At 67.9% G+C, this 21108-nt stretch carries 20 protein-coding genes; 7 read left to right on the plus strand and 13 right to left on the minus strand.

Going from position 1 to position 21108, the window contains the following annotated elements; genetic code table 11:
- Position 1: 1 nt before the first annotated feature.
- The 3 genes from DW2_RS16080 to DW2_RS16090 all read right to left on the minus strand — a co-directional run bounded on the left by DW2_RS16080 (position 2) and on the right by DW2_RS16090 (position 2947).
- Entirely contained in the window at positions 2 to 904 is a 903-nt protein-coding gene (locus DW2_RS16080; RefSeq protein ID WP_038148138.1) for an EamA family transporter, read from the minus strand.
- 176 nt (positions 905 to 1080) lie between these two features.
- Positions 1081 to 2265, minus strand: a complete 1185-nt coding sequence (gene ftsY / locus DW2_RS16085) for a signal recognition particle-docking protein FtsY (protein WP_038148139.1) — start codon at positions 2263 to 2265, stop codon at positions 1081 to 1083.
- A gap of 55 nt (positions 2266 to 2320) precedes the next feature.
- Complete coding sequence (locus DW2_RS16090; RefSeq protein ID WP_038148140.1) at positions 2321 to 2947, minus strand: lysoplasmalogenase; 627 nt, start codon at positions 2945 to 2947, stop codon at positions 2321 to 2323.
- Between the two features lie 93 nt (positions 2948 to 3040).
- Here DW2_RS16090 and DW2_RS16095 point away from each other — a divergent pair, with 93 nt between their 5' ends.
- Together DW2_RS16095 and DW2_RS16100 are read left to right on the plus strand one after the other, a co-directional pair.
- Positions 3041 to 4267, plus strand: a complete 1227-nt coding sequence (locus DW2_RS16095; RefSeq protein WP_081875033.1) for an alkane 1-monooxygenase — start codon at positions 3041 to 3043, stop codon at positions 4265 to 4267.
- Between the two features lie 30 nt (positions 4268 to 4297).
- A complete protein-coding gene (locus DW2_RS16100; RefSeq protein ID WP_038148142.1) occupies positions 4298 to 4711 on the plus strand; it encodes a hypothetical protein in 414 nt (137 codons plus the stop codon).
- 219 nt (positions 4712 to 4930) lie between these two features.
- Here DW2_RS16100 and xseA read toward each other — a convergent pair whose 3' ends face one another.
- Positions 4931 to 6523, minus strand: coding sequence for an exodeoxyribonuclease VII large subunit (gene xseA / locus DW2_RS16105; protein WP_038148249.1), 1593 nt, complete (start codon positions 6521 to 6523; stop codon positions 4931 to 4933).
- A gap of 65 nt (positions 6524 to 6588) precedes the next feature.
- On the opposite strand from xseA, the gene purD reads away from it, so the two are divergent.
- Positions 6589 to 7851, plus strand: coding sequence for a phosphoribosylamine--glycine ligase (purD, locus tag DW2_RS16110; protein WP_038148144.1), 1263 nt, complete (start codon positions 6589 to 6591; stop codon positions 7849 to 7851).
- Positions 7852 to 8103: 252 nt separating this feature from the next.
- Here purD and DW2_RS16115 read toward each other — a convergent pair whose 3' ends face one another.
- The 6 genes from DW2_RS16115 to DW2_RS16135 all read right to left on the minus strand — a co-directional run bounded on the left by DW2_RS16115 (position 8104) and on the right by DW2_RS16135 (position 13920).
- Positions 8104 to 8655, minus strand: a complete 552-nt coding sequence (locus DW2_RS16115; protein ID WP_038148145.1) for a sarcosine oxidase subunit gamma — start codon at positions 8653 to 8655, stop codon at positions 8104 to 8106.
- Positions 8648 to 11602: a sarcosine oxidase subunit alpha family protein gene (locus DW2_RS16120; RefSeq protein WP_038148146.1), complete on the minus strand. Its 2955-nt coding sequence runs from the start codon at positions 11600 to 11602 to the stop codon at positions 8648 to 8650. The genes DW2_RS16115 and DW2_RS16120 overlap by 8 nt, the downstream gene beginning before the upstream one ends.
- Positions 11599 to 11922 (minus strand): sarcosine oxidase subunit delta, encoded by a 324-nt coding sequence (locus tag DW2_RS16125; RefSeq protein ID WP_038148148.1) that lies wholly within the window; start codon positions 11920 to 11922, stop codon positions 11599 to 11601. Before DW2_RS16125 ends, DW2_RS16120 begins: the two co-directional genes overlap by 4 nt.
- A gap of 39 nt (positions 11923 to 11961) precedes the next feature.
- Positions 11962 to 12114, minus strand: a complete 153-nt coding sequence (locus tag DW2_RS19860) for a hypothetical protein (protein WP_156102998.1) — start codon at positions 12112 to 12114, stop codon at positions 11962 to 11964.
- A 187-nt stretch (positions 12115 to 12301) separates the two neighbouring features.
- The gene (locus DW2_RS16130; RefSeq protein WP_038148149.1) at positions 12302 to 12676 is read right to left on the minus strand and encodes a hypothetical protein; all 375 of its coding nucleotides are present in this window, start codon (positions 12674 to 12676) and stop codon (positions 12302 to 12304) included.
- On the minus strand, positions 12676 to 13920 hold the full coding sequence (locus DW2_RS16135; protein WP_038148151.1) for a sarcosine oxidase subunit beta family protein: 1245 nt from the start codon (positions 13918 to 13920) through the stop codon (positions 12676 to 12678). Before DW2_RS16135 ends, DW2_RS16130 begins: the two co-directional genes overlap by 1 nt.
- Positions 13921 to 14116: 196 nt before the next feature.
- Here DW2_RS16135 and ccmI point away from each other — a divergent pair, with 196 nt between their 5' ends.
- From ccmI to DW2_RS16150, 3 genes are read left to right on the plus strand one after another with little or no spacing between them, the layout of a single operon-like run.
- A complete protein-coding gene (gene ccmI, locus DW2_RS16140) occupies positions 14117 to 15679 on the plus strand; it encodes a c-type cytochrome biogenesis protein CcmI (RefSeq protein WP_202900127.1) in 1563 nt (520 codons plus the stop codon).
- Complete coding sequence (gene ruvX / locus DW2_RS16145) at positions 15676 to 16149, plus strand: Holliday junction resolvase RuvX (protein WP_038148153.1); 474 nt, start codon at positions 15676 to 15678, stop codon at positions 16147 to 16149. The genes ccmI and ruvX overlap by 4 nt, the downstream gene beginning before the upstream one ends.
- Positions 16146 to 16376: a DUF1289 domain-containing protein gene (locus DW2_RS16150; RefSeq protein ID WP_038148154.1), complete on the plus strand. Its 231-nt coding sequence runs from the start codon at positions 16146 to 16148 to the stop codon at positions 16374 to 16376. Before ruvX ends, DW2_RS16150 begins: the two co-directional genes overlap by 4 nt.
- A gap of 99 nt (positions 16377 to 16475) precedes the next feature.
- Here the strand turns inward: DW2_RS16150 and DW2_RS19170 are convergent, their stop codons facing one another.
- The 3 genes from DW2_RS19170 to DW2_RS16165 form a co-directional block, all read right to left on the minus strand.
- Entirely contained in the window at positions 16476 to 17834 is a 1359-nt protein-coding gene (locus DW2_RS19170; RefSeq protein ID WP_051856264.1) for a GGDEF domain-containing protein, read from the minus strand.
- Between the two features lie 69 nt (positions 17835 to 17903).
- Positions 17904 to 19001: an ABC transporter ATP-binding protein gene (locus tag DW2_RS16160; protein WP_038148155.1), complete on the minus strand. Its 1098-nt coding sequence runs from the start codon at positions 18999 to 19001 to the stop codon at positions 17904 to 17906.
- Positions 19002 to 19077: 76 nt separating this feature from the next.
- Complete coding sequence (locus tag DW2_RS16165) at positions 19078 to 19857, minus strand: SDR family oxidoreductase (protein WP_038148156.1); 780 nt, start codon at positions 19855 to 19857, stop codon at positions 19078 to 19080.
- A 179-nt stretch (positions 19858 to 20036) separates the two neighbouring features.
- Here DW2_RS16165 and DW2_RS16170 point away from each other — a divergent pair, with 179 nt between their 5' ends.
- A complete protein-coding gene (locus tag DW2_RS16170) occupies positions 20037 to 21020 on the plus strand; it encodes a Hint domain-containing protein (RefSeq protein WP_038148157.1) in 984 nt (327 codons plus the stop codon).
- Positions 21021 to 21108: the final 88 nt, after the last annotated feature.

Genomic DNA, 21108 nt, shown 5'->3' on the forward strand with positions numbered 1-21108 from the left:
TCTACCTGCCTGCCATTTCCACGATCACGGCGCCTGCCGCGATCAGCCCCATCAGCGCGGTGCGCCGCGGGCCCACCTTGTCGCCCAGCACCAGCCAGCCGATCAGCGCGGCGAAGACCGTCGAGGTCTCGCGCAGCACCGCCGCCTCCCCCACCTTGTCGAGCCGGGTGGCCAGCATGATCGACCCAAAGGAGAAATAGGCGACGATCGCGCCGATTACACCCCGCTTCATCAGCGGCACAATCTCCGATGAGGGCAATTTCGTCCAGCGCCGCGCGGTGAAGATCGGCATGAACCAGCCATCGATGAAGAAGAACCAGGCCAGGAAGGTGAAGGGATCGGCGGTGGCCCGGATCCCGTAGGCGTCGTAGGTGGTGTAGAGCGCGACGAAAGCCCCGGTCATCACCGCGAGGATCAGCGCCGGCACCATCGTGTCGCGATCCACCGTGATCGTACGCAGATTGTAGATCGCCAGCCCGTAGATCCCCGCGAGCAGCACCAGAACGCCCATCCACTGGCCGAGCGTGAAATGCTCGCCGAAGACGAACCCCGCACCGATCACCGCGAAAAGCGGCCCGGTCCCGCGCACCACCGGGTACACGACCGTATAGGCGCCGCGGGAATAGCTCGCGGCCTGCAACAGCTTGTAGCCGACATGAATGAAGAACACCCCCGCGAAGATCGGCCACATGAAGGGTTCGGGCCAGGGCACGACGAACAGCGCGAAGGGCGCGGCGACGATCCCGTAGCTCGCATCGATCGCGGCCCGGCTCAGCCAGGGATCGTGCCGCCCCTTCTGCAAGGCCCCGAACAGCGCATGCAGGATCGCCGCCAGAAGCGCCAGCGCGAGGGCGAGGTATTTCCCGGTCTCGGTTCCCGATGCGGAGATGATCCAGTCGCTCAAGGCGCGGTCCTTCTTTCTGGTGGAAGACAGGGGGCGCCGCCCCCTCTGGCCTGCGGCCATTCACCCCCGGGATATTTGGAGCATTTGGAAGGAGAAGACGCGCCGGAGGATTCCAAATGCGTCAAATATCCCGGGGGGAGCGGCGCAGCCGCGGGGGGCAGCGCCCCCTGCCCCGCTCAGGTCTCGAGCCCGACCAGGGCCTGGGCGAATTCCTCGGGATCGAAGGGGGCGAGATCGTCGATCTGTTCGCCCACCCCGATCGCATGGATCGGCAGCCCGAACTTGTCGGCGAGCGCGACCAGAACGCCGCCCTTCGCGGTGCCGTCGAGCTTGGTCATCACCAGCCCCGACACATCCGAGATCTTGCGGAACACCTCGACCTGGCTCAGCGCGTTCTGCCCCGTCGTCGCGTCGAGCACGAGCAGGGTGTTATGCGGCGCGCTCGCGTCGATCTTGCGGATGACGCGCACGATCTTGGCGAGCTCCTCCATCAGGTCGGCGCGGTTCTGCAGCCGCCCCGCCGTGTCGATCATCAGCAGATCGGCCCCCTCGGCCTCGGCCTTCTTGAGCGCATCGAAGGCGAGCGAGGCGGGATCGGAGCCCTCGGGCGCGGTCAGCACCGGCACGCCTGCGCGCTCGCCCCAGACCTGGAGCTGCTCGACGGCGGCGGCACGGAAGGTGTCCCCGGCCGCGATCACCACCTTCTTGCCCGCGGCGCGGAATTGCGAGGCCAGTTTGCCGATCGTCGTCGTCTTGCCCGAGCCGTTCACGCCCACGACGAGCACGACCTGCGGCTTTTTCGGGAAAAGCGGCAGCGGCCTGGCGACCGGCTCCATGATCCGCGCAATCTCGGCGGCCAGAAGCGTCTTGATCTCGCTCACCGAGAGCTTGCGCCCCATCCGCCCCTCGGCGAGGTTGGCCGAGACCCGCAAAGCCGTATCCACCCCCATATCGGAGGCGATGAGCAGTTCCTCGAGGCTCTCGAGCATCTCGTCATCGAGCACGCGGCGCGGTTCGGCCGCTTTCGTCTCGGCCCCGAAGATCCGCCCGAGCAGACCGGGTTTCCTCGGCCCCGGATCGGGTTGTTCGGGCGCGGGCTCCACATCGAGCGGCGCCTTGGCGATCTGGGCGTTCTCCTCCTCGACCGGCTCGGTGACCGGCGCGGGCACATAGCCCGGCGCGGGCGGGGTCGGATCGGGGAGGTTCACCACCTCGTGCCGGCGCTCCTCGGTCTCGGGCGCCTCCATGGGGGCTTCCGCCTCCTCGCGCGCGGCATTCTCGGCCACGATCTCCTCGAGCCCCTGTTCGAGCTTCGAGGAGGACCGCGTCAGGCGGGATTTGAGCTTCTTGAAAAACGACATTGGGCAAGCCTTTCCTTGAGCTTCACCTAGTTCATCATGCGCCCGGATGGAAGGCTCAACCCGTGCCCGCACCCCAGGCGATCAATGCCTGGCCGCCCCAATAGAGCACCCAGAGCGCGAGTGCCGCGGCAAGCTTCGCCCTCGGGTCGCGCAGGACGAAGAGTTCGAGCGCGAGGATCAGGTCGGAGGCCAGGAAGGCGAGCGCGCCGAGCCTGGCCGCGCCGAAGCCCGCCGGCAGCCCGAGGGCGACCGCCGCCATCGCGACGATGATCCAGATATAGCCGCGCACCGGCCAGCACAGCCCGCCCGTGCGCGGAAGGAGCCAGAACTCCGCCGACAGTCCCAACCCGATCAGCACGATCGTCCAGCCGCTCGGCATCGCGCCGAGATCGAGAAAGCCCGCCAGATAGGCCAGATGCCCTGCCGCGAAGGCCGCCATGCCGATCAGGAAGGCCCGCTGGCCGGGGCGCGACAAGGCGAAATCGCCCGCAGCCCCGAGCGCGAGCCCGGCGAGGATCGCCCCCGGCGCGCCGGAGAGCGCGGCCACCGGCAGAAGCGCTGCCACGGCGGCGGTTTTCGTCGCGCTCTTGGCCCGGCTCTCCGGCCGCCCGGCATGGGCGACGAGGTAGAGAGCGGCGAAAAGCGCGGCGAGGAGGAGGCAAAGCGCAAGCGAAAGCGTCATTCGCCCAAGGGCGCATGTTTTGCGCGCGCGCGCAAGTCTTGCCGAATGGCCGGCCCGCGCCTAGTCTGCCGGTCGCGCAGCCACGAGACGGAAATGACGGTCGAGCTCGAACCCCAGGCGAAAGAACGGCCCGCCGCCCTTCGGCCAGCCCGGCCGCGCGGGCGGAAATTCCGGCTATCGTGGCCGGAGAACAGGCCGCCCGCGGTCGCGGCCTTCGCCGGTGTCACCTTCCTGCCGGTGCCCGTTCTGGTGCTGGCCGCCATCTTCGGCGGGCTCGCGGGCTGGGTCGCGCTCATCTGGATCGCACTGTGCCTGATCCTGCTCGACGAGGCGATCGCGCGCGCCGCGCCCGATGCGCCCGAGGGCATGGAGTTTCCCGCCGCGGACGGGCTCTCGATCGCGCTCGCCCTCGCCCATTTCGGCCTTCTTGTTCTCGCGGTGGCGGCGCTTTCGGGCCATACCCTGCTGGAAGGTCCGAGCGGCATCGCGGTCTGGATCGCTTTCGGGATGTTCTTCGGGCAGGTCTCGAACGCCAATGCGCATGAGTTGATCCATCGCACCGACAAACGGCTCTTCCAGCTTGGCAAATGGGTCTATGTCTCGCTGCTCTACGGGCATCACACCTCCGCCCATCGCCTCGTGCATCACCGTTTCGTCGCGACCCCCGACGACCCGAATTCGGCGCATCTGGGCGAGAGCTTCTGGGCCTTCGCGCCCCGGGCATGGAAGGGCGCCTTCGTCGCCGGTTACGAGATGGAGCGCCAGCGCGCCGCGCGCCTGCGCCCGCCCGGTCCCGGCGCCCCGCTCCGGCAGCGCCTGCGGGCGCGGCTGACGCGGCTCGGCCCCTATCCGAGCTATCTTCTCGGCGGGCTGTGGTTCGTGCTGGCCTTCGCGCTCCTCTTCGGCTGGGAGGGCGCGCTCGCCTATCTCTCGCTCTGCCTCTACGCGCAGATCCAGATCCTGCTGGCCGATTACGTGCAGCATTACGGGCTCGAACGCAAACGCCGCGGCGATGGCGGTTACGAGCCGGTCGGGCCGCGCCACAGCTGGGACGCGCCGCATCCGCTGACCTCGCTCTGGATGCTCAACGCGCCTCGCCATTCCGACCACCATGCCCATCCCGCACGGGTCTACCCGGCCCTGCGCCTCGGCGATACGGACCAGGATCCGCGGCCGATCCTGCCCCGCTCGCTGCCCGCGATGGCCGCGCTCGCGCTCGTGCCGCCGCTCTGGCGCCGGGTGATGGACCGCCGGGTCAAGGCGCTCGGCCGGGCCCCGAGGGTCACCCCTAGGAAAGTCGGGCGCAATCTGGCAGGCTGAGCGCGATCTTTGTTAGGAGCCTCGCCGCCCATGCGCCAGATCCTCTCCCCCCTGATCCTCTGCCTCGCCCTGCCCGGCGCCGCGCTGGCGCAGACCGATCTGGGCCCGCCGCTCACCGCCGAGCAGTTCGATGCCCGCACGCAGGGCCGCACGATCACCTATTCCGCCTTCGGCCAGCCCTACGGGACCGAGCAATACAAGCCCGGGCGCAAGGTCGTCTGGGCCTTCACGGAAAGCGAATGCAAGGAGGGCGACTGGTATCAGAGCGGCCCCTATATCTGCTTCGATTACGGCGCCCCGGTCCCGCTGCAATGCTGGACCTTCTACGACACGGCGGAGGGGCTCGTGGCGAAATTCAAGGACGACCCGGGGAGCGAGCCGCTGGTCTCGCTGGCCGAGAGCCCCGAGCCGTTGAGGTGTCAGGGCCCGGATGTCGGCGTCTGAGCGGCCGGAGAACGTCGCAAGGGAGCGCCGCCCCCTCTTTCCTGTCGGAAATTCACCCCCGGGGTATTTTCCCCAGGTGAAGCGCCCTCCATTCACCTAGATCGCAATACCCCGGGGGAGCGGCGAAGCCGCGGGGGCAGCGCCCCCCCCTGTGATCGTCAATTCCCGCACCCGGCGACGGAGGAAGCCGCGCGCCGTTCCCGCTCGGACACTGTTCGGTCAGAACAGGCTCCCCTGATCGGGGCCGGGATCGGTTTTCTTCTTCTGCGGTTTCGGCTTGGCCGGGGCCGTGGACGCACCACCGCCGCCCGGAATGACCGAAAGCCGCCCATCGGCGAATTCGATCTCGAGCCCGGGCTGCCTGGCCGCGACCGCCTCGCTGGTGACCACGCCCTCGGGACCGCGCACCACCGCGTAGCCGCGTCTGAGCGTTTCGGTATAGCCCAGGGTCTGGCGCATCCGGTCGAGCCGGGAGAGCCGCTCTTCCAGCGCCTCGAGGCGCAGCCGGGGCGCCCGATCGAGCCGCTCGGCAAGGCCCGCCAGCCGCTCCGCGCCTTCGCGATTGCGCCGCTGCGCATCCGTCAACATCCGCGCCCGCGACGCCTCGAGCCGCCGCGTGAGCTGCGTCAGATCCTGCCCCGCCCGGCGCAGCCTGGCGCCCGGCGCGGGCCGCAGCCGGGCGGCGAAACCGTCCACCTCGCGCGAGCGGTCGCGGATGAAGCGCCGCAACAGGTTGGGCGAGATCTGGGCGGCGAGCGGTGCGAAGCGCGTGCCCTTGCGCAGCACCAGGGTGCGCAGCGCCGGGCTCAGCCGCTCGCCCCACATGTCGAAGCGTTGCCGCGCGGGCTGCACCAGCGTCTCGGGCCGGCCGAGACCCCGCGCCAGATCGCGCAGCCTCTGGTCGCGCTGCTCGAGCCGTCCGCGCGCCGCCCGTGCCATGCGCGCCTGCGCCTCCGAGAGCCAGGCGGCGAGTTCGGCGCGCACCGGCACCGCCATCTCGGCCGCTGCCGTGGGCGTAGGCGCGCGCCGATCCGAGGCATAGTCGATCAAGGTGGTGTCGGTCTCGTGTCCCACCGCCGAGATCAGCGGGATCGCACTCTCCGCCGCCGCGCGCACGACCTCTTCCTCGTTGAACCCCCACAGGTCCTCGATCGATCCGCCGCCGCGCGCGACGATGATCAGGTCGGGCCGAGGGATCGGACCGCCGGGCGGCAGCGCGTTGAAGCCGCGGATCGCGCGGGCGACCTCGGGGGCGCAGGCCTGTCCCTGGACCGCGACGGGCCAGATCAGGACGTGGCGCGGGAAGCGGTCGCGCAACCGGTGCAGGATGTCGCGGATCACCGCGCCCGAGGGCGAGGTCACCACCCCGATCACCTGAGGCAGCCACGGGATCGGTTTCTTGCGGCCGGCATCGAACAGCCCCTCGGCCGCGAGCGCCTTGCGCCGCGCCTCGAGCATCGCCATCAGTGCGCCGGCCCCCGCAGGCTCCACATCGTCCACGATGAGCTGGTATTTCGACTGGCCCGCGAAGGTCGTCATCCGCCCCGTGGCGATCACCTCCATCCCCTCTTCGGGGCGCACCCGCATCCGGGCGACCTGCCCTTTCCAGCTGACGGCGGCGATCACCGAGCGATCGTCCTTGAGGTCGAAATACATGTGACCCGAGCGCGGCAGCGAGACGCGGCCGACCTCGCCGCGCACCCGGACCCGGCCGAATTCGCCCTCGATCACCCGTTTCACCGCCCCCGAGAGTTCGGACACGGTATAGTCATGGGCGTTCGTTCCGCCGTCGTCTTCGAGAAGGTCCATCAGCCCGCCTTGCCTCAATCTTCCGTGCAGCTTAGAAGGCCGCAACGGCAAGGCCAAGGGGGCAGCAGATGAACATTCTGGTTCTGGGCGGCGGCGGGCGCGAACATGCGCTGGCCTGGGCGATCAAGCAAAACCCGAAATGCGACCGGCTGATCGTGGCGCCGGGCAATGCGGGTATCGCCGAGATCGCCGAATGCGCCGCGATCGACCCTTGCGATGCGGGTGCGGTGCTCGAACTGTGCGAAGCGAATGCGGTCGATTTCGTGGTGATCGGCCCCGAGGCGCCCCTTGCGGCGGGCGTGGCCGATGCGCTGCGCGCGCAGGACATCCTGACCTTCGGCCCCTCCGCGGAGGCCGCGAAGCTCGAGGCCTCGAAGGCCTTCACCAAGGAGATCTGCGACGCCTGCAACGCGCCGACCGCGGCCTATGCCCGCTTTGCGGAAGCCGAGGCAGCCAGGGACTATGTGCGCACCCAAGGGGCCCCGATCGTCGTCAAGGCCGACGGGCTCGCCGCGGGCAAGGGCGTGATCGTCGCGATGACGCTCGACGAGGCGCTGAGCGGCATCGACGAGATTTTCGGCGGTGCCTTCGGCGCGGCCGGGGCCGAAGTGGTGATCGAGGAATTCATGGAGGGCGAGGAAGCCTCGCTCTTCGTGCTCTGTGACGGAACCGACATCCTCGCCGTGGGCGGCGCGCAGGACCACAAGCGCGTCGGCGAAGGCGATACCGGCCCCAATACCGGCGGCATGGGCGCCTATTCCCCCGCCCCCGTTCTGAGCGCCGAGATCGAAGCCGAAGCGCTCGAGGACATCGTGCGCCCGACCGTCGCCGAGATGGCGCGCCGCGGCACGCCGTTCCAGGGCGTGCTCTATGCCGGGCTGATGATCAAGGACGGCCAGCCGCGGCTCGTCGAATACAATGTCCGCTTCGGCGATCCGGAATGCCAGGTGCTGATGCTGCGGCTGGGCGCACAGGTGCTCGACCTGCTGGTCGCCTGCGCCGAGGGCCGCCTGGGCGAGGTACGCGCGCAATGGGCGCCCGATCACGCGATGACGGTGGTGATGGCGGCAAAGGGCTATCCGGGTGCCTACGAGAAAGGCTCGGCAATCCGCGGGCTCGACAGCTTGCCCGATGACAGCCATCACATGGTCTTCCACGCCGGCACCTCGGAAAAGGACGGCCAGCTCGTCGCCACCGGGGGGCGGGTGCTCAACGTGACCGCGCGCGGCGCGAGCCTGCGCGAAGCGCGCGATCGCGCCTATGCGATGGTCGACGCGATCGACTGGCCCGACGGGTTCTGCCGCCGCGATATCGGCTGGCGCGCGCTCTGATCCGATCCTGCGGAGGGGGCGCTGCCCCCGCTCGCGTCCCGCGAGCCCCCCGGGATATTTGAAGCATTTGGAAGCGAAAACGCCCGGCTCGTTCCTCGGCGGCAAGCGCAAGCCGGGCCATCCCAAGGCTCGGTCTTCGGCGTCCCCGCCTGCGTCGCGAGACGCTCGGAAAAGACCTTCGTGCTTCCAAATGCCCCAAAATATCCCGGGGGTGAGGCGCGATGGCGCCGAGGGGGCAGCGCCCCCTTCCGCTCAGAACAGCTCGGAGCCGGGCCGCGCGGAGACCTCGAGCAGCCCCATCACATAGCCCGCGACCGAGCGGAAGGAGATCAGCGTGATCTCTTCGGGGCCCGAACGCCAGAAGGAGCCGGCCACCTGTGCGATGCGGGTGCGGCGGATCTCGCCCATCGGAAGGCTCGCGATATCGGCGGGCGAGAGCTTCATCACCACCTGATCGGCCTTCCCGCCGCGGATCGTGAACAGCGCGCGGGCATCCGAGACATTCGCGACAAGCGCATGCTCGCCCGCCAGCGCCTGCGCGAGTGTCGCGGTCAGATCCGGTGCCGCGTCATGGGCGCAGATCAGCAGAAGCTCGTCCGGGTTCATCCACGCGATGGAGCGGCCCGCCACCTGCTCGATCCTGCGAGCTTCCGGCACGGGCAGGCCCTGCGCCTTGAGCGCCCTGGCCAAGGGCTTGCCCGCGAGATCGCCGCGGATCGTGATCATGCCGGTCGGCCCGGCCTCGGCGACAGTGACGAAACCCTGATGCGACTTGCCCTGAAGGGCGCTGACGGGTTCAGACATCCTGCTTCTCCCCCTCCTTGTCGTAGAAGCACGTCTCGACGATCCGCGCCTTGATCTGGGTCTCGCCCTCGCCGGTGAACTCGATCACCTCGCCCATTCGGTCGGGGCCGTTCAGCACCAGCCCCAATGCGATCCCCTTGCCGATCGTGGGCGAGTAATAGGTCGAGGTCACGCGGCCCTGGGTGTTGCGCTGGCCGTTTGCATTGTAGCCCTCGGCGGGCGCATGGGAGCCATCGGGGATCACCGAGCCATCAAGCGTTTCGAGCCCCACCAGCTTCCAGCGGTTCGGGTCGGTCATGTGGGACCGCTCCTGCGCGCGTTTGCCCAGGAAGTCGGCCTTCTTCTTCGAGATCGCCCAGCTCAGGCCCAGATCCTGCGGGATCACCGTGCCGTCGGTCTCGTCGCCGATCATGATGAACCCCTTCTCGGCGCGCATCACATGGAGCGCCTCGGTGCCGTAGGGCATCACGCCAAGCGCCTCGCCTTCGGCCATCAACGTCTCCCAGAGCGCGAGGCCCTGCGACGCCGGCACGGCGATCTCGTAGCTCAGCTCGCCAGAGAAGGAGATCCGGAAGATGCGGGCGTCGAAATCGCCAAGCTTGCCTTCGGCCCAGTGCATGAAGGGCAGCGCCTCTTTCGACACGTCCATGCCGCCCAAGCGTTCGAGCAACGCGCGCGCTTTCGGGCCGACCACGGCGATCTGGGCAAATTGCTCGGTGAGGTTGGCCACATAGACCTTCCAGTCCCACCATTCGCATTGCAGCCAGTCTTCCATCCAGCCGTGGATGCGATCCGCCCCTCCGCTGGTGGTGTGGCACAGCCACATATCCTCGGAAAGACGCGCCACGACCCCGTCATCCATCAGGAAGCCGTTCTCGTTGCACATCAGCCCGTAGCGGCATTTGCCCACCGGCAGGGTCGACATCATGTTGGTATAGAGCATGTCGAGGAAGCGCCCGGCATCGGGCCCCTTCACGACGATCTTTCCCAGCGTCGAGGCATCGAGCATCCCGACATTCTTGCGCGTATTGGTGATCTCGCGACCCACCGCATCGCTGTGGCTTTCGCCCTTGCGCGGGTAGCAATAGGGCCTGCGCCAATGGCCGACCGGCTCCCAATGCGCGCCCTGCGCCTCGTGCCAGGACTGGATCGGGGTGCGGCGCAGCGGCTGGAACAGATCGCCCCTGGCCTCGCCGGTGATCGCACCGAGGCTGATCGGGGTATAGGGCGGGCGGAAGGTCGTGGTGCCGGTCGCCGGGATCGGCTGACCCAACGCGTCCGAGAGCACCGCGAGACCGTTGATATTGCTCAGTTTCCCCTGATCCGTCGCCATCCCGAGCGTGGTGTAGCGCTTGGTATGTTCGACCGATGTGTAGCCCTCGCGCGCGGCAAGCTGCACATCCGAGACCTTCACGTCATTCTGAAAATCGAGGAAGGCCTTATAGCGCAGCGCGTCCGTTGCCCCTGCGGGCATCATCCAGACCGGGGCGAGCGCGGCCTCGTCATGCGAGCAGGCGCCGATACCGAAGCCGGCCATCGTCTCGGCCAGGGTCAGATCGCCATTCGCGGCGCCCGCCACAGTCGCCATCGCCGCCCCGTCCGCGCCGGTCGGCGGGCGGGAGGGATCGGGCCGGAACATCGCGCGCGGCTCGTCCCAGATCAGCTTACCGCCGCAATGGGACCACAGATGCACGACCGGCGACCAGCCGCCCGACATCGCGACGCAATCGCACGCGATCGTCTCGACCGCGCCGCCCTCGCCCGCCTGCGCGCAGATCTCGACGCCGGTGACGCGGGAGCGGCCGAGCACTCGCGCGATGCCGCGCCCTTCGAGCACGCGCACGCCGCGCGCCTTGACCTCTTGCGGCAGCGCTCCGTGGGTTTCTTCGCGCGCATCGACGATCGTGGGCACGGTCAGCCCCGCGTCGAGAAGCGCCAGCGCGGTGCGATAGGCGTCGTCGTTATTGGTCACGATCACCGTCCGGTCGCCGGGCGAGACCGCCCAGTTCACGATGTAATCGCGCACCGCCGAGGCCAGCATCACGCCGGGCACATCATTGCCCGCGAAGGCCAGCGGGCGCTCGATCGCGCCGGTCGCGGTGATCGTGAGGCCCGCGCGGATGCGCCACAGCCGGTGACGCGGACGGCCATCTCCGGGGGTGGCATCGGCGACGCTTTCATAGCCGATGACATAGCCGTGGTCGTAAAGACCGGCCGCCATGAACCGGGTCCGCATCGTCACATTCGCGAGGCTTTCGAGCTCCTCGAGCGCCGCGGCGATCCAGTCCTCGGCCTCCACCCCGTCGATCTGGCCGTCATCGACCGGGGTGCGCCCGCCCCAATGCGCGCTCTGCTCGACCAGCCAGACCCGCTTGCCCGCGCGCCCTTCGCGCAAGGCCGCCGCCAGTCCCGCGACGCCGCCACCTGCAACGAGAACGTCGCAATGGGCATAGGCCTGTTCGTAGCGGTCGGGATCGGCCTCTTTCGGTACCCCGCCGAGGCCTGCGGATTTGCGGATGATCGGTTCGAAGAGATGCTTCCACGCCGCGCGCGGGGCCATGAAGGTCTTGTAGTAAAACCCCGCGGGGAAGAACTTGTAGAGCCTGTCATTGATCTCGCCGATGTCGAAATCGAGGCTCGGCCAGTGGTTCTGGCTGCGCGTCTCGGCGCCTTCGAACAGCTCGGTCGTGGTGGTGCGCTGATCGGGCTCGAAGCGGGCATTGCGGCCCAGGCCGACGAGGGCGTTGGGTTCCTCGGCCCCGCTCGCCACGATCCCGCGCGGGCGGTGATATTTGAAGCTGCGCCCCACCATCACCTGTCCCGCGCCCAAGAGCGCCGAGGCCAGCGTATCGCCCGCAAAGCCGCGCATCGGCTTGCCGTTGAAGGTGAAGTTGAGCGGTTTCGCGCGGTCGATCAGGCGACCGCCCTTGGCCAGACGGGTGCTCATGCCCAGCCCTCCCATTCCGGACGCTTCGCCTTGATCTTCGCGATCAGCTCGGCGGGCGGTTGTGTGGTCTGGGCGGGATAGGTGCCGAACACCTCCAGCGTCGCGGTGCAGCGCGCGGCGAGAAACCACTTGCCGCAGCCATAGGCATGGCGCCAACGCTCGAAATGCACGCCTTTCGGGTTCTTGCGGGCGAAGAGGTAGCCCTCGAACGCCTCATCGCTCGATCCCGGGCCGAAGCGCTTGAGATGCGCCTCGCCGCCGGGGGCAAATTCGGTTTCCTCCGCGGTGATACCGCAGCAGGGACAGGTGAGGCTCAACATGGCGCGCCCTCCTTGCGGCGCGCCATGCGGGCGCCGCGATCAGTTGCCGTCGGGAAGATCGATCTTGATTTCGGCGTCGTTCTGTCCGGGCATCTCGCCGCCCGAATAGATGTACCAGACAATCCCCGCCACCACGACGACGAGCGCGCCGACGATGAAACCCATGGCGCCACGACCGTTCGACTGTGCCATTTTCTACTGTCCTTCATTTGTTGCGTCGGACAGGAAACGGGGCGGGCGCAAAGGCGGTTCCCGAAACGCAAAACTGCCTGGGACTGTGTCATCAATGCGCCACTCCCGCCGCCACGCTTTCGATGGAAGAGAGCGAATTCGGCTGCGGCAGGCGCACTATCGCGAGGGGGATAGACGAGCGTTAGCATTAGATACCACCCTTCGTCAAAAAGGTAACAAGCCAGCTTCCGAAAGCGGAGACGAGTGTCCCTACGACAGTCCAAAGGGTGATTGTGAGGGCCATTTCAGAGCGCGCATATACATGCCCAGCCGCCGTAAAAAAGTTGGACGGAACGCCCGTCCGAAACTCCATCTTCTCAAGAACGAAATAGAAAACCAGAACAACGCCAATGACGAAGCTTCCCGATTTCTCAAAAGCGCTCTGCACTGCACTCAGATAGCTCAAGAGAAAACCGACAATAAGAACTGCCGTGCATGTAAGCGATAGTGCTATCTTCGGCAGCCGAAGAAGCACTCTTTGTTCGGCTTCTGAAGGCATGTTCTTAACATTCTTTCCGTCCATCAATGCGCCACTCCCGCCGCCACGCTTTCGTCGATGAAGCGGCCTTCGCGGAACCTCTCGAGGCCGAATTCCGCGGCCAGCGGCGAATGGCCGCGCGCCATCAGTTCGGCCATCGCATAGCCCGAGCCGGGGATCGACTTGAACCCGCCCGTGCCCCAGCCGCAATTGACGAAGATGCCCTCGACGGGGGTTTTCGACAGGATCGGCGAGCGGTCTCCGGTCATGTCCACGATCCCGCCCCATTGGCGCAGCATCTTGAGCCGCGAGATGATCGGGAAGGTCTCGACCAGTGCGCGGGTGGTTTCCTCCACATGGTGCCACGAGCCCCGCTGGGTGTAGTTGTTGAACCCGTCCGTGCCGCCGCCGATCACCATCTCGCCCTTGTCGGATTGCGACATGTAGCCATGCACGGTGTTCGCCATCACGACCACGTCCATGCAGGGCTTGATGGGCTCGGAGACCCAGGCCTGCAGCGCCACGCTCTCGATCGGCAGCCGGAAGCCCGCCATCTCGGCCATCACGGAACTATGACCGGCGACGACCACGGCGAGCTGTTCGCAGTCGATCTCGCCCTGCGTGGTCGAGACCCCCTGAACCTTGCCGCCCTCGGTGCGGATGCCGGTGACCTCGCATTTCTGGATGATGTCCATCCCCATCGCGGAACAGGCCCGCGCATAGCCCCAGGCCACCGCGTCATGCCGCGCCGTGCCGCCGCGCGCCTGGTAGAGCGCACCGAGGACGGGATAGCGCGGCCCGGCGATATTGATGATCGGCACGAGTTCCTTGACCCGCTCGGGCCCGATCCATTCGGTGGCGATTCCCTGCAGCCGGTTGGCGTGGACCGTGCGTTTGTAGCCGCGCACCTCGTGCTCGGTCTGGCCGAGCATCAACAGGCCCCGCGGGCTGAACATCACGTTGTAATTCAGGTCCTGGCTGAGACCCTCGTAGAGCGCGCGGGCCTTCTCGTAGATCGCGGCCGATGGGTCCTGCAGGTAGTTCGAGCGGATGATCGTGGTGTTGCGGCCGGTATTGCCGCCGCCCAGCCAGCCCTTCTCGATCACCGCCACGTCGCGGATCCCATGGACCTTGCCGAGGTAATAGGCGGTGGCGAGGCCATGCCCGCCCGCCCCCACGACGATGACCTTGTAGCGCTTCTTCGGCGTGGGCGAGCGCCATGCGCGCTCCCAGCCCGCATGGTAGCGCATAGCCTCGCGCGCGACGGCAAAGATAGAATAGCGTTTCATGTCCGCGCCTCCGGGCTGCCTCGTCCGACTCCCTGGTCTTTGTGATGGACCGCGCGCCCGGACGAAAGCCCCCTCGATGCGGCATCGCAGGGAAAAAAGCGACATGGCGCTCGGTGATCGCGCGGCATCGCGCCGCAAGACCCTTTCGGCATGCGCGCAACTCGCCTAAATGGGAGGCGAAGGAAGAGGAGACGCCATGCTGTTCTGGATCATCGCCGCCGCACTCGTCGCGGTCATTGCGCTGCTTTTCGCGCTCGCACTGCTGCGCGGCCATGCGCAGGACGACATGGCGCCGGCCGCGGCCTATGACGTGCAGGTCTATCGCGACCAGCTCAAGGATCTGGAGCGCGATATCGAGCGCGGCGTGGTCTCGGCCGAGGAAGGCGCGCGGGCGAAGCTCGAGATTTCGCGGCGGATGCTCGAGGCCGATCGCAAGGCGCAGGCCGGATCGGATCTCGCGCGGGCCCCGAAGGGCGCCACGATGGCACTGATCGCGGCCGGGATCGTGCTGTTCGGCGGCGCGGTTGGGCTCTATCTGCGGATGGGCGCGGAGGGCTATCAGGATAAGCCGATCGCGCAGCGCATGGCCGAAGCAAACAAGCTCTACGACACCCGCCCCTCGCAGGCCGAGGCCGAGAAGACCGCCAAGGAGCGCCAGCTCGAGACGCCCAAGGTCGATCCGCAATATGCAGCGCTGCTCGAGCGGCTGCGCGCGGCTGTCGCAAAGAACCCCGACGATCCGAAAGGGCTCGAACTGCTCGCGCGCAACGAGGCGGTGATCGGCAATTTCGACGCGGCCTGGAAGGCGCAGCAGCGCCTCATCGCGGTGAAGGGCGACGCGGCCACCGCCGCCGATTACGCGCAACAGGGCGAGCTGATGATCGTGGCGGCGGGCGGGCTGATCTCGCCCGAGGCCGAGAAGGTGCTCGCGACCGCACTCAAGAAGGACCCGAAGAACGGGCTCTCGCTCTACTATGTCGGGCTGATGATGGCGCAGAACGGGCGCGGCGACCGGGCGTTCCGGATCTGGGACGGCCTGCTGCGCAATTCCGAGCAGAGCGACCCCTGGGTGCCGCTCATCGAGCAGAATATCAACGAACTGGCCTGGCTGGCCGGGGAGAACGACTACACGCCGCCGATGCCGCGGGGGGCTGGCCCGAGCCAGGCCGATATCGCGGCCGCGTCCGACATGTCGCCCGAGGCGCGCCAGCAGATGATCCGCGGCATGGTCGACAAGCTCAATGACCGGCTCGCGCAGCAGGGCGGCACGGCGGAGGAATGGGCGCGCCTGATCTCTTCGCTGCGGATGATCGGCGAGCTCGACCGGGCCGATGCGGTCTATGCCGAGGCGAAGGGCAAGTTCGCCGCGCGCCCGGCCGATCTGGCCAGGATCGAAGCCGCCCATGCGGCCCCTGCGGGCAAGGCACTCGAAGATGCGGGGGCGGCGCCGGGTGCCGGGGCCGGTCCGGAGGCGGGGCTGCCCGGCCCGAGCGCGCAGCAGATGCAGGATGCCGCCTCGATGACGCCCGAGCAGCGCCAGCAGATGATCCAGGGCATGGTCGACGGCCTCTTCGACCGGCTGACCACCGAAGGCGGCACGCCCGCGGAATGGGCCCGCCTGATCACCTCGCTTGCGACGCTGGGCGAGACCGAGCGGGCGAAGGAAGCCTGGGGCGAGGCGCAGCAGGCGCTTGCCGACAATCCCGATGCGCTCGCCCAGGTTCAACTGGCCGCGCAACAGGCGGGTGTGGCGCAATGATTTGCGACACGATCGAGGTCTTCGCCGAGACCCTGCCGCGCATGGGGGCGATCGCGGGGCTCGACCTGGGGACGAAGACGATCGGGGTGGCGGTGTCCGACGGCCTGCGCTCGGTCGCGACCCCGCTGCGGACGATCAAGCGGACGAAATTCGGCGCCGATGCCGAAGCGCTCCTGGCCATCGCGGCGGAGCGCGAGCTGAAAGGGCTGATCCTCGGCCTGCCGAAGAACATGGACGGCACCGAGGGCCCGCGCTGCCAGTCGACCCGGGCCTTTGCGCGCAATCTCGAGAAGCTGACCGATCTGCCGATCACTTTCTGGGACGAACGCCTCTCGACCGTGGCCGCCGAGCGCGCGATGCTCGAGGCGGACATGTCGCGCAAGAAGCGCGCCGAGGCGATCGACCATGTCGCCGCGGGCATCATCCTGCAAGGCGCGCTCGACCGGCTGCGCTATCTGGGGGCGGCATGAGCGACGACATCTGGTCCCGCGACGAGATCGAGAGCCCCTGCATCAAGATCTGCCAGATCCACCCCGAGGAGCGGATCTGCGTGGGCTGCCTGCGCACGCTCGAGGAGATCGGCACCTGGTCGCGGCTGAGCCCCGAGGAGCGCCGCGCGGTGATGGCAGACCTGCCAGACCGCGCGCCGCGATTGCGCAAGCGTCGCGGCGGGCGCTCCGCGCGTCGCCAGGACTGACGGCCAACTTGGCGGAGATCGGCGCGACCGTCGCACTTCGGCTTTGACCCCGGGCGGTGAAACAGCGATCCCCCGATCCTTTCCGGCGCGCCGCCGCGCTCAGGCCACGAGCTCTTCCAGCGTCGCGCGCCGGATCTGCGCCGCCTCCTGCGCCGCGCATGTCCTGTTGCGTCCGAAGCGCTTGGCGGCAAACAGAGCCGCATCCGCGCGGCCGATGGCGCGGTGGATATCGCCCTCGCCCTCGTCGTCATCCTCGACCGCGGCGTAGCCGATCGACACAGTCACCCGAAATCGGAGCGCGTCGATCGCAAGCGGCGGATGCGCCGCGACCGCGCGATGGATCAGCGTCGCGAGCCGCGAGAGCGATTTCTCGCGCCCGTCGGGCGTCAGGATCAGGAACTCCTCCCCGCCCCAGCGTGCGAGCAACTCGCCCCGCGACAGGATCGATTGCAGGTTCTCGCCGAGACGGGCGAGGATCTCATCCCCTTTCGCATAGCCGAAGCGATCGTTGATGACCCTGAAATGATCGACATCGACGAGGACCGCCCCGCCGATCTTGCCCGCCTCCGGCAGCCGGGAGTAGAGACCGGGCCGGCTCAGCGCCCCGGTAAGCGGGTCGCGCGTTGCGGCACATTCGAGCTCGCGCGCATCGGCATTGATCTGCCGCCCCATGAGAAGAATGACCCCGACGAGAAGCGCACTGAAGAAGGAAAGCAGGAGTTGCAGCTCGAAAAGGCTCTCGGCTGGCGCGGGCTGGGCCTTGACGAAGAGAACCCCGCCGCCGAAGGGCACGAGAACCGCAGCAAGGGTCAGCGCACGGAACCCCGCGCCATGCGCCCTGCGCGAGAACAGGGCGCGCAGATACTTGTTCTTGTGAAAGAACCGACCGACCCCCGCGATCGCGAAGTAGAGCGCGCCGAGCGACGCGATCGAGAAATTCGAATCCAGCACGAACACGCCGAAACCGAATTGATATAGCGCGAAGAGCGCGACGCAGATCGCCCCGTAGAAAAAGAGCATCGCGAGATTGAAATGGTTGGGCGCAGTGAAAAGCGCCACATGCAGGAAGAGAAGGCTCGCCGCGGTCTTAACCGATAGCTGGCCGTTGAATTGGTAGCGTTCGTTGAGCGACAGGACGAGATCCGAGGTGACCACGCGCGGCCAGGTGGAAATTCCCGCCTCGAGCAAGCGCTGCGCCATGATAGTGATCACGACCAGTTGCATGACCCGCAACGAGTATTGCGGAGCCAGCGGCCTGAGAGGCTGGACGAGCAGGCTGATCGCGACGCTCAGATACCCGATCGCCGAGAGCGGGTGCAACGCGGGCGCCCCCGTCTGGCTGGAAATGAAAAAGTTATGCGCCGTCCCGAGTACGATGATGGCGACCATCACGAAGACGATCAGCCGGTAGCTGTCACTGCGATCGGGCACCCCGAAATTCGAAAGCACTGTTTGCATCCCCCACCGTTCGCCCCTCTCCTTGCGGGGCATCGAAGGGAGGCTAGCGCATGGCGGGTTGAGAAAGGCTTAAGCCCGTCCCGTCGCGGGAAAGACGAAACAGCGATCGCGGCGGATCATCAGCCACATCGGCGTGCCCGGTTTGGGCAGGAAGACATTCGGCACGCTCGCGCGCAGGACCGAGCCGTCGACCTCCATCCGGAACTCGACAAGGCTCTCGCGGCCCAGAAACCGCGCCCGTTCCACGATGCCGCGCGCCGGCGTGCCGTCCTGCGCCGTCGGGTTCGGCCCCCGCCCGGCCCGGTCGAAATCGATCTTGAGATGCTGGGGCCGGATCACGATGTCGATCTCGGTCCCGTCGGGATGGCCGGGGGTCAGGAAATCGCCGAAGGGCGTGGGGGTGAGCGCCCCCCTCACCCGGCCCTTCAACACGTTGATATCCGAGAAGAAAGCCGCCGCCGCACGATCGACCGGGGCGTTGTAGAGGTTGTAGGGCGCGCCGCGCTGCACGATCCGGCCCGCGCGCATCAGCAGGATCTCGTCGGCCATCCGCATCGCCTCATGCGGCTCGTGCGTGACCAGAAGAACCGCCGTGCCCTCGTCCTTCAGAAGTCCCAGCGTCTCGTCGCGGATGCCGTCGCGCAGCCGCTCGTCGAGGCCGGAAAACGGCTCGTCCATGAGCAGGATCCGCGGCCGCGGCGCAAGCGCCCGTGCCAGAGCCACGCGCTGCTGCTCGCCGCCCGAGAGCGCATGCGGATAGCTTTGCGCATGGCGCGAAAGATGAACCTTCTCGAGCAATTCCCCGACCCGCGCGCGGGTATTCGCGCCGCCGCCCTTGAGGCCGAAGGCCACGTTCTCGGCCACGCTCAGATGCGGAAAAAGCGCGAAATCCTGAAACATCAGCCCGATCGCGCGTCGTTCGGGCGGCACGTAGCTGGTCTCGTCGCAGATCGGCATGCCATCGACGCAGATCCGTCCCGCATCCGGCCGATCCACACCCGCGATCAGCCGCAGCGTGGTGGACTTGCCGCAGCCCGAGGGCCCCAGAAGGCAGGTCACCTGCCCGGCGGGAATGGAAAAGGAGACATCCTCGACCACCGCCTGCCCGTCGAAGACGCGCCGCAGGTTCTGCACTTCGAGGCGCGGGGAAAGGGGTGTCGAACTCATGCGGAGAAATCTCGATCAAAATGGTCGGGCATGGTGGGCGGGGATAGCAGCCCGCCGCCCACCATGCAAGCCGCGCTCAGACCGAGATGTTGCACGCGCCCCCGTCGAGCAGGATGTTCTGCCCCACGATGAAGCCCGCATGGGTGGAGCACAGGAAGGCGCACATCGCCCCGAACTCCTCCGAGCTGCCGTAGCGCCGCGCCGGGATCGTCGCCGACCGGCGCGCGCGTGCTTCCTCGACCGAGATCCCCTCGGATTGCGCCATGCGCGCATCGAGCGACTCCGCCCGGTCGGTGGCATGGATCCCGGGCAGCAGGTTGTTGATGTTCACCCCGTTCGGCGCGACCTGCCGCGCCGTGCCCGCGACGAAGCCGGTGAGCCCCATCCGCGCCGAGTTCGACAGGCCCAGCGTGGCGATCGGCGCGCGCACCGATTGCGAGGTGATGTTGACGACCCGGCCCCAGCCACGGTCGATCATGCCCGGCAGCACCGCCTGCATCATCGCGATCGGGGCGAGCATGTTGGCATCGAGCGCGGCGATGAAATCCTCGCGCGACCAGTCCGACCACATGCCGGGCGGCGGTCCGCCCGCATTGTTGACGAGGATGTCGACCTCGCCCGCCGCATCGAGCACCGCCGCGCGCCCCTCGGCGGTGGTGATATCGGCCGCCACCGGCGTAACCGAGACCCCGGTCGCCGCCGCGATATCATTGGCCGCCGCCGCCAGCGCATCGGCGCCGCGCGCATTCAGGATCAGATCGACCCCGGCCTCGGCCAGCGCCATGGCACATCCGCGCCCCAGCCCCTTCGACCCCGCGCAGACGATCGCACGCTTGCCCCTGATCCCCAGATCCATCGCTCTCTCCTCTCAAGCTTTTCCGGTCCCGTCCCGGCTTGCCGCACAATAACCCGCCGGGCGCGCGCGGCAAGCGCGCTGATGCACATGCACAGCACGCTTGACCCCGGCGACCGGGCGGCGGTAAGCGGGAACGAAGCCTTTCAGGCATGACGCCCGCACGGGCACAGGGAGAGCGCGTGTCCGGTCCGAGCCAATCCGTCCATGTCTTCGCGGCCGCGGATTTCCGGGTCACCTCCGGCGCCAATCAGGGCGACGGGCTCGGCCCGGGCGAGTTCTGCGAACCGGGCGATGTCTACAGGCTCCCGCGCGAGGCGGTCCCGAGACGGCTCGCGCTCGCGCAGGACGGCGGCCCGCCGCACGTCGCGCAAGGCTCTGAGATCGGCTCTCCCGGCGACCCGCTCCGCCTCGCCGCGCGCCACCTGATGATGACGCCCGATGGCGACGCGGTCGATCTGCTCCTGATCCGGCACGATCCGAGCGCCGCCTTCTTCGTGCTCCCCCTCTCGCCGCTGGTGCCACGCCTGGAATATACGCTGCTCGAGGTGAGCGACGATCCCGGCGAGGTCCGGCTGGCGGATCTGCTCTGCGTCGCCTTCACCACCGGCACGCGGATCACCCTCGCAAGCGGCGCGCAGGTGCCGATCGAGCAGCTCCGCCCCGGAGACCGGGTCCTGACCCGCGACAGCGGCCCGCAACCGGTGAGCCTCGTGGCGAAGGCGACGATGCGCGCGGCGGGCAGCTTCGCCCCGGTCGTGATCTCGGCCGGCGTTCTGGGCAATGACAGCGATCTGGTGATCTCGCCCCATCACCGGGTCTTTCTCTACCGGCGCGGCGCGGAGCGGCTGGGCGAGACCTCGGAGATCCTCGTGCAGGCCAAGCATCTCGTCGATGACGACCATGTCTGGCGCCGCGAGGGCGGTTTCGTCGAATATTGCGCGCTCGTCTTCGACCACCATGAGATCATCTACGCCGAGGGCATTCCGGTCGAGAGCCTGATGGTCTGCGAGGCCACGCTTTCGCGTCTGCCCGAAGACCTCCGGCGCGAGATCTCGGATCGCCTGCCCGATCTGTCGCACCGCCCGCATTTCGGCACCGAGGCCCCGCGCGAGCTGCTCGACCGGATCGGGCGCGAGAAGATCTTCCGCAAGCGCAAGGACTGACGGGCCCGAACCGCCGGCCCCCTTCACCTAGACAGAAATACCCCGGGGGTGAATTCGCGCATGCGAAGAGGGGGCAGAGCCCCCTCTC

It is taken from the genome of Thioclava atlantica, from assembly GCF_000737065.1.
In the GTDB taxonomy this organism is placed as follows: Bacteria; Pseudomonadota; Alphaproteobacteria; order Rhodobacterales; family Rhodobacteraceae; genus Thioclava; species Thioclava atlantica.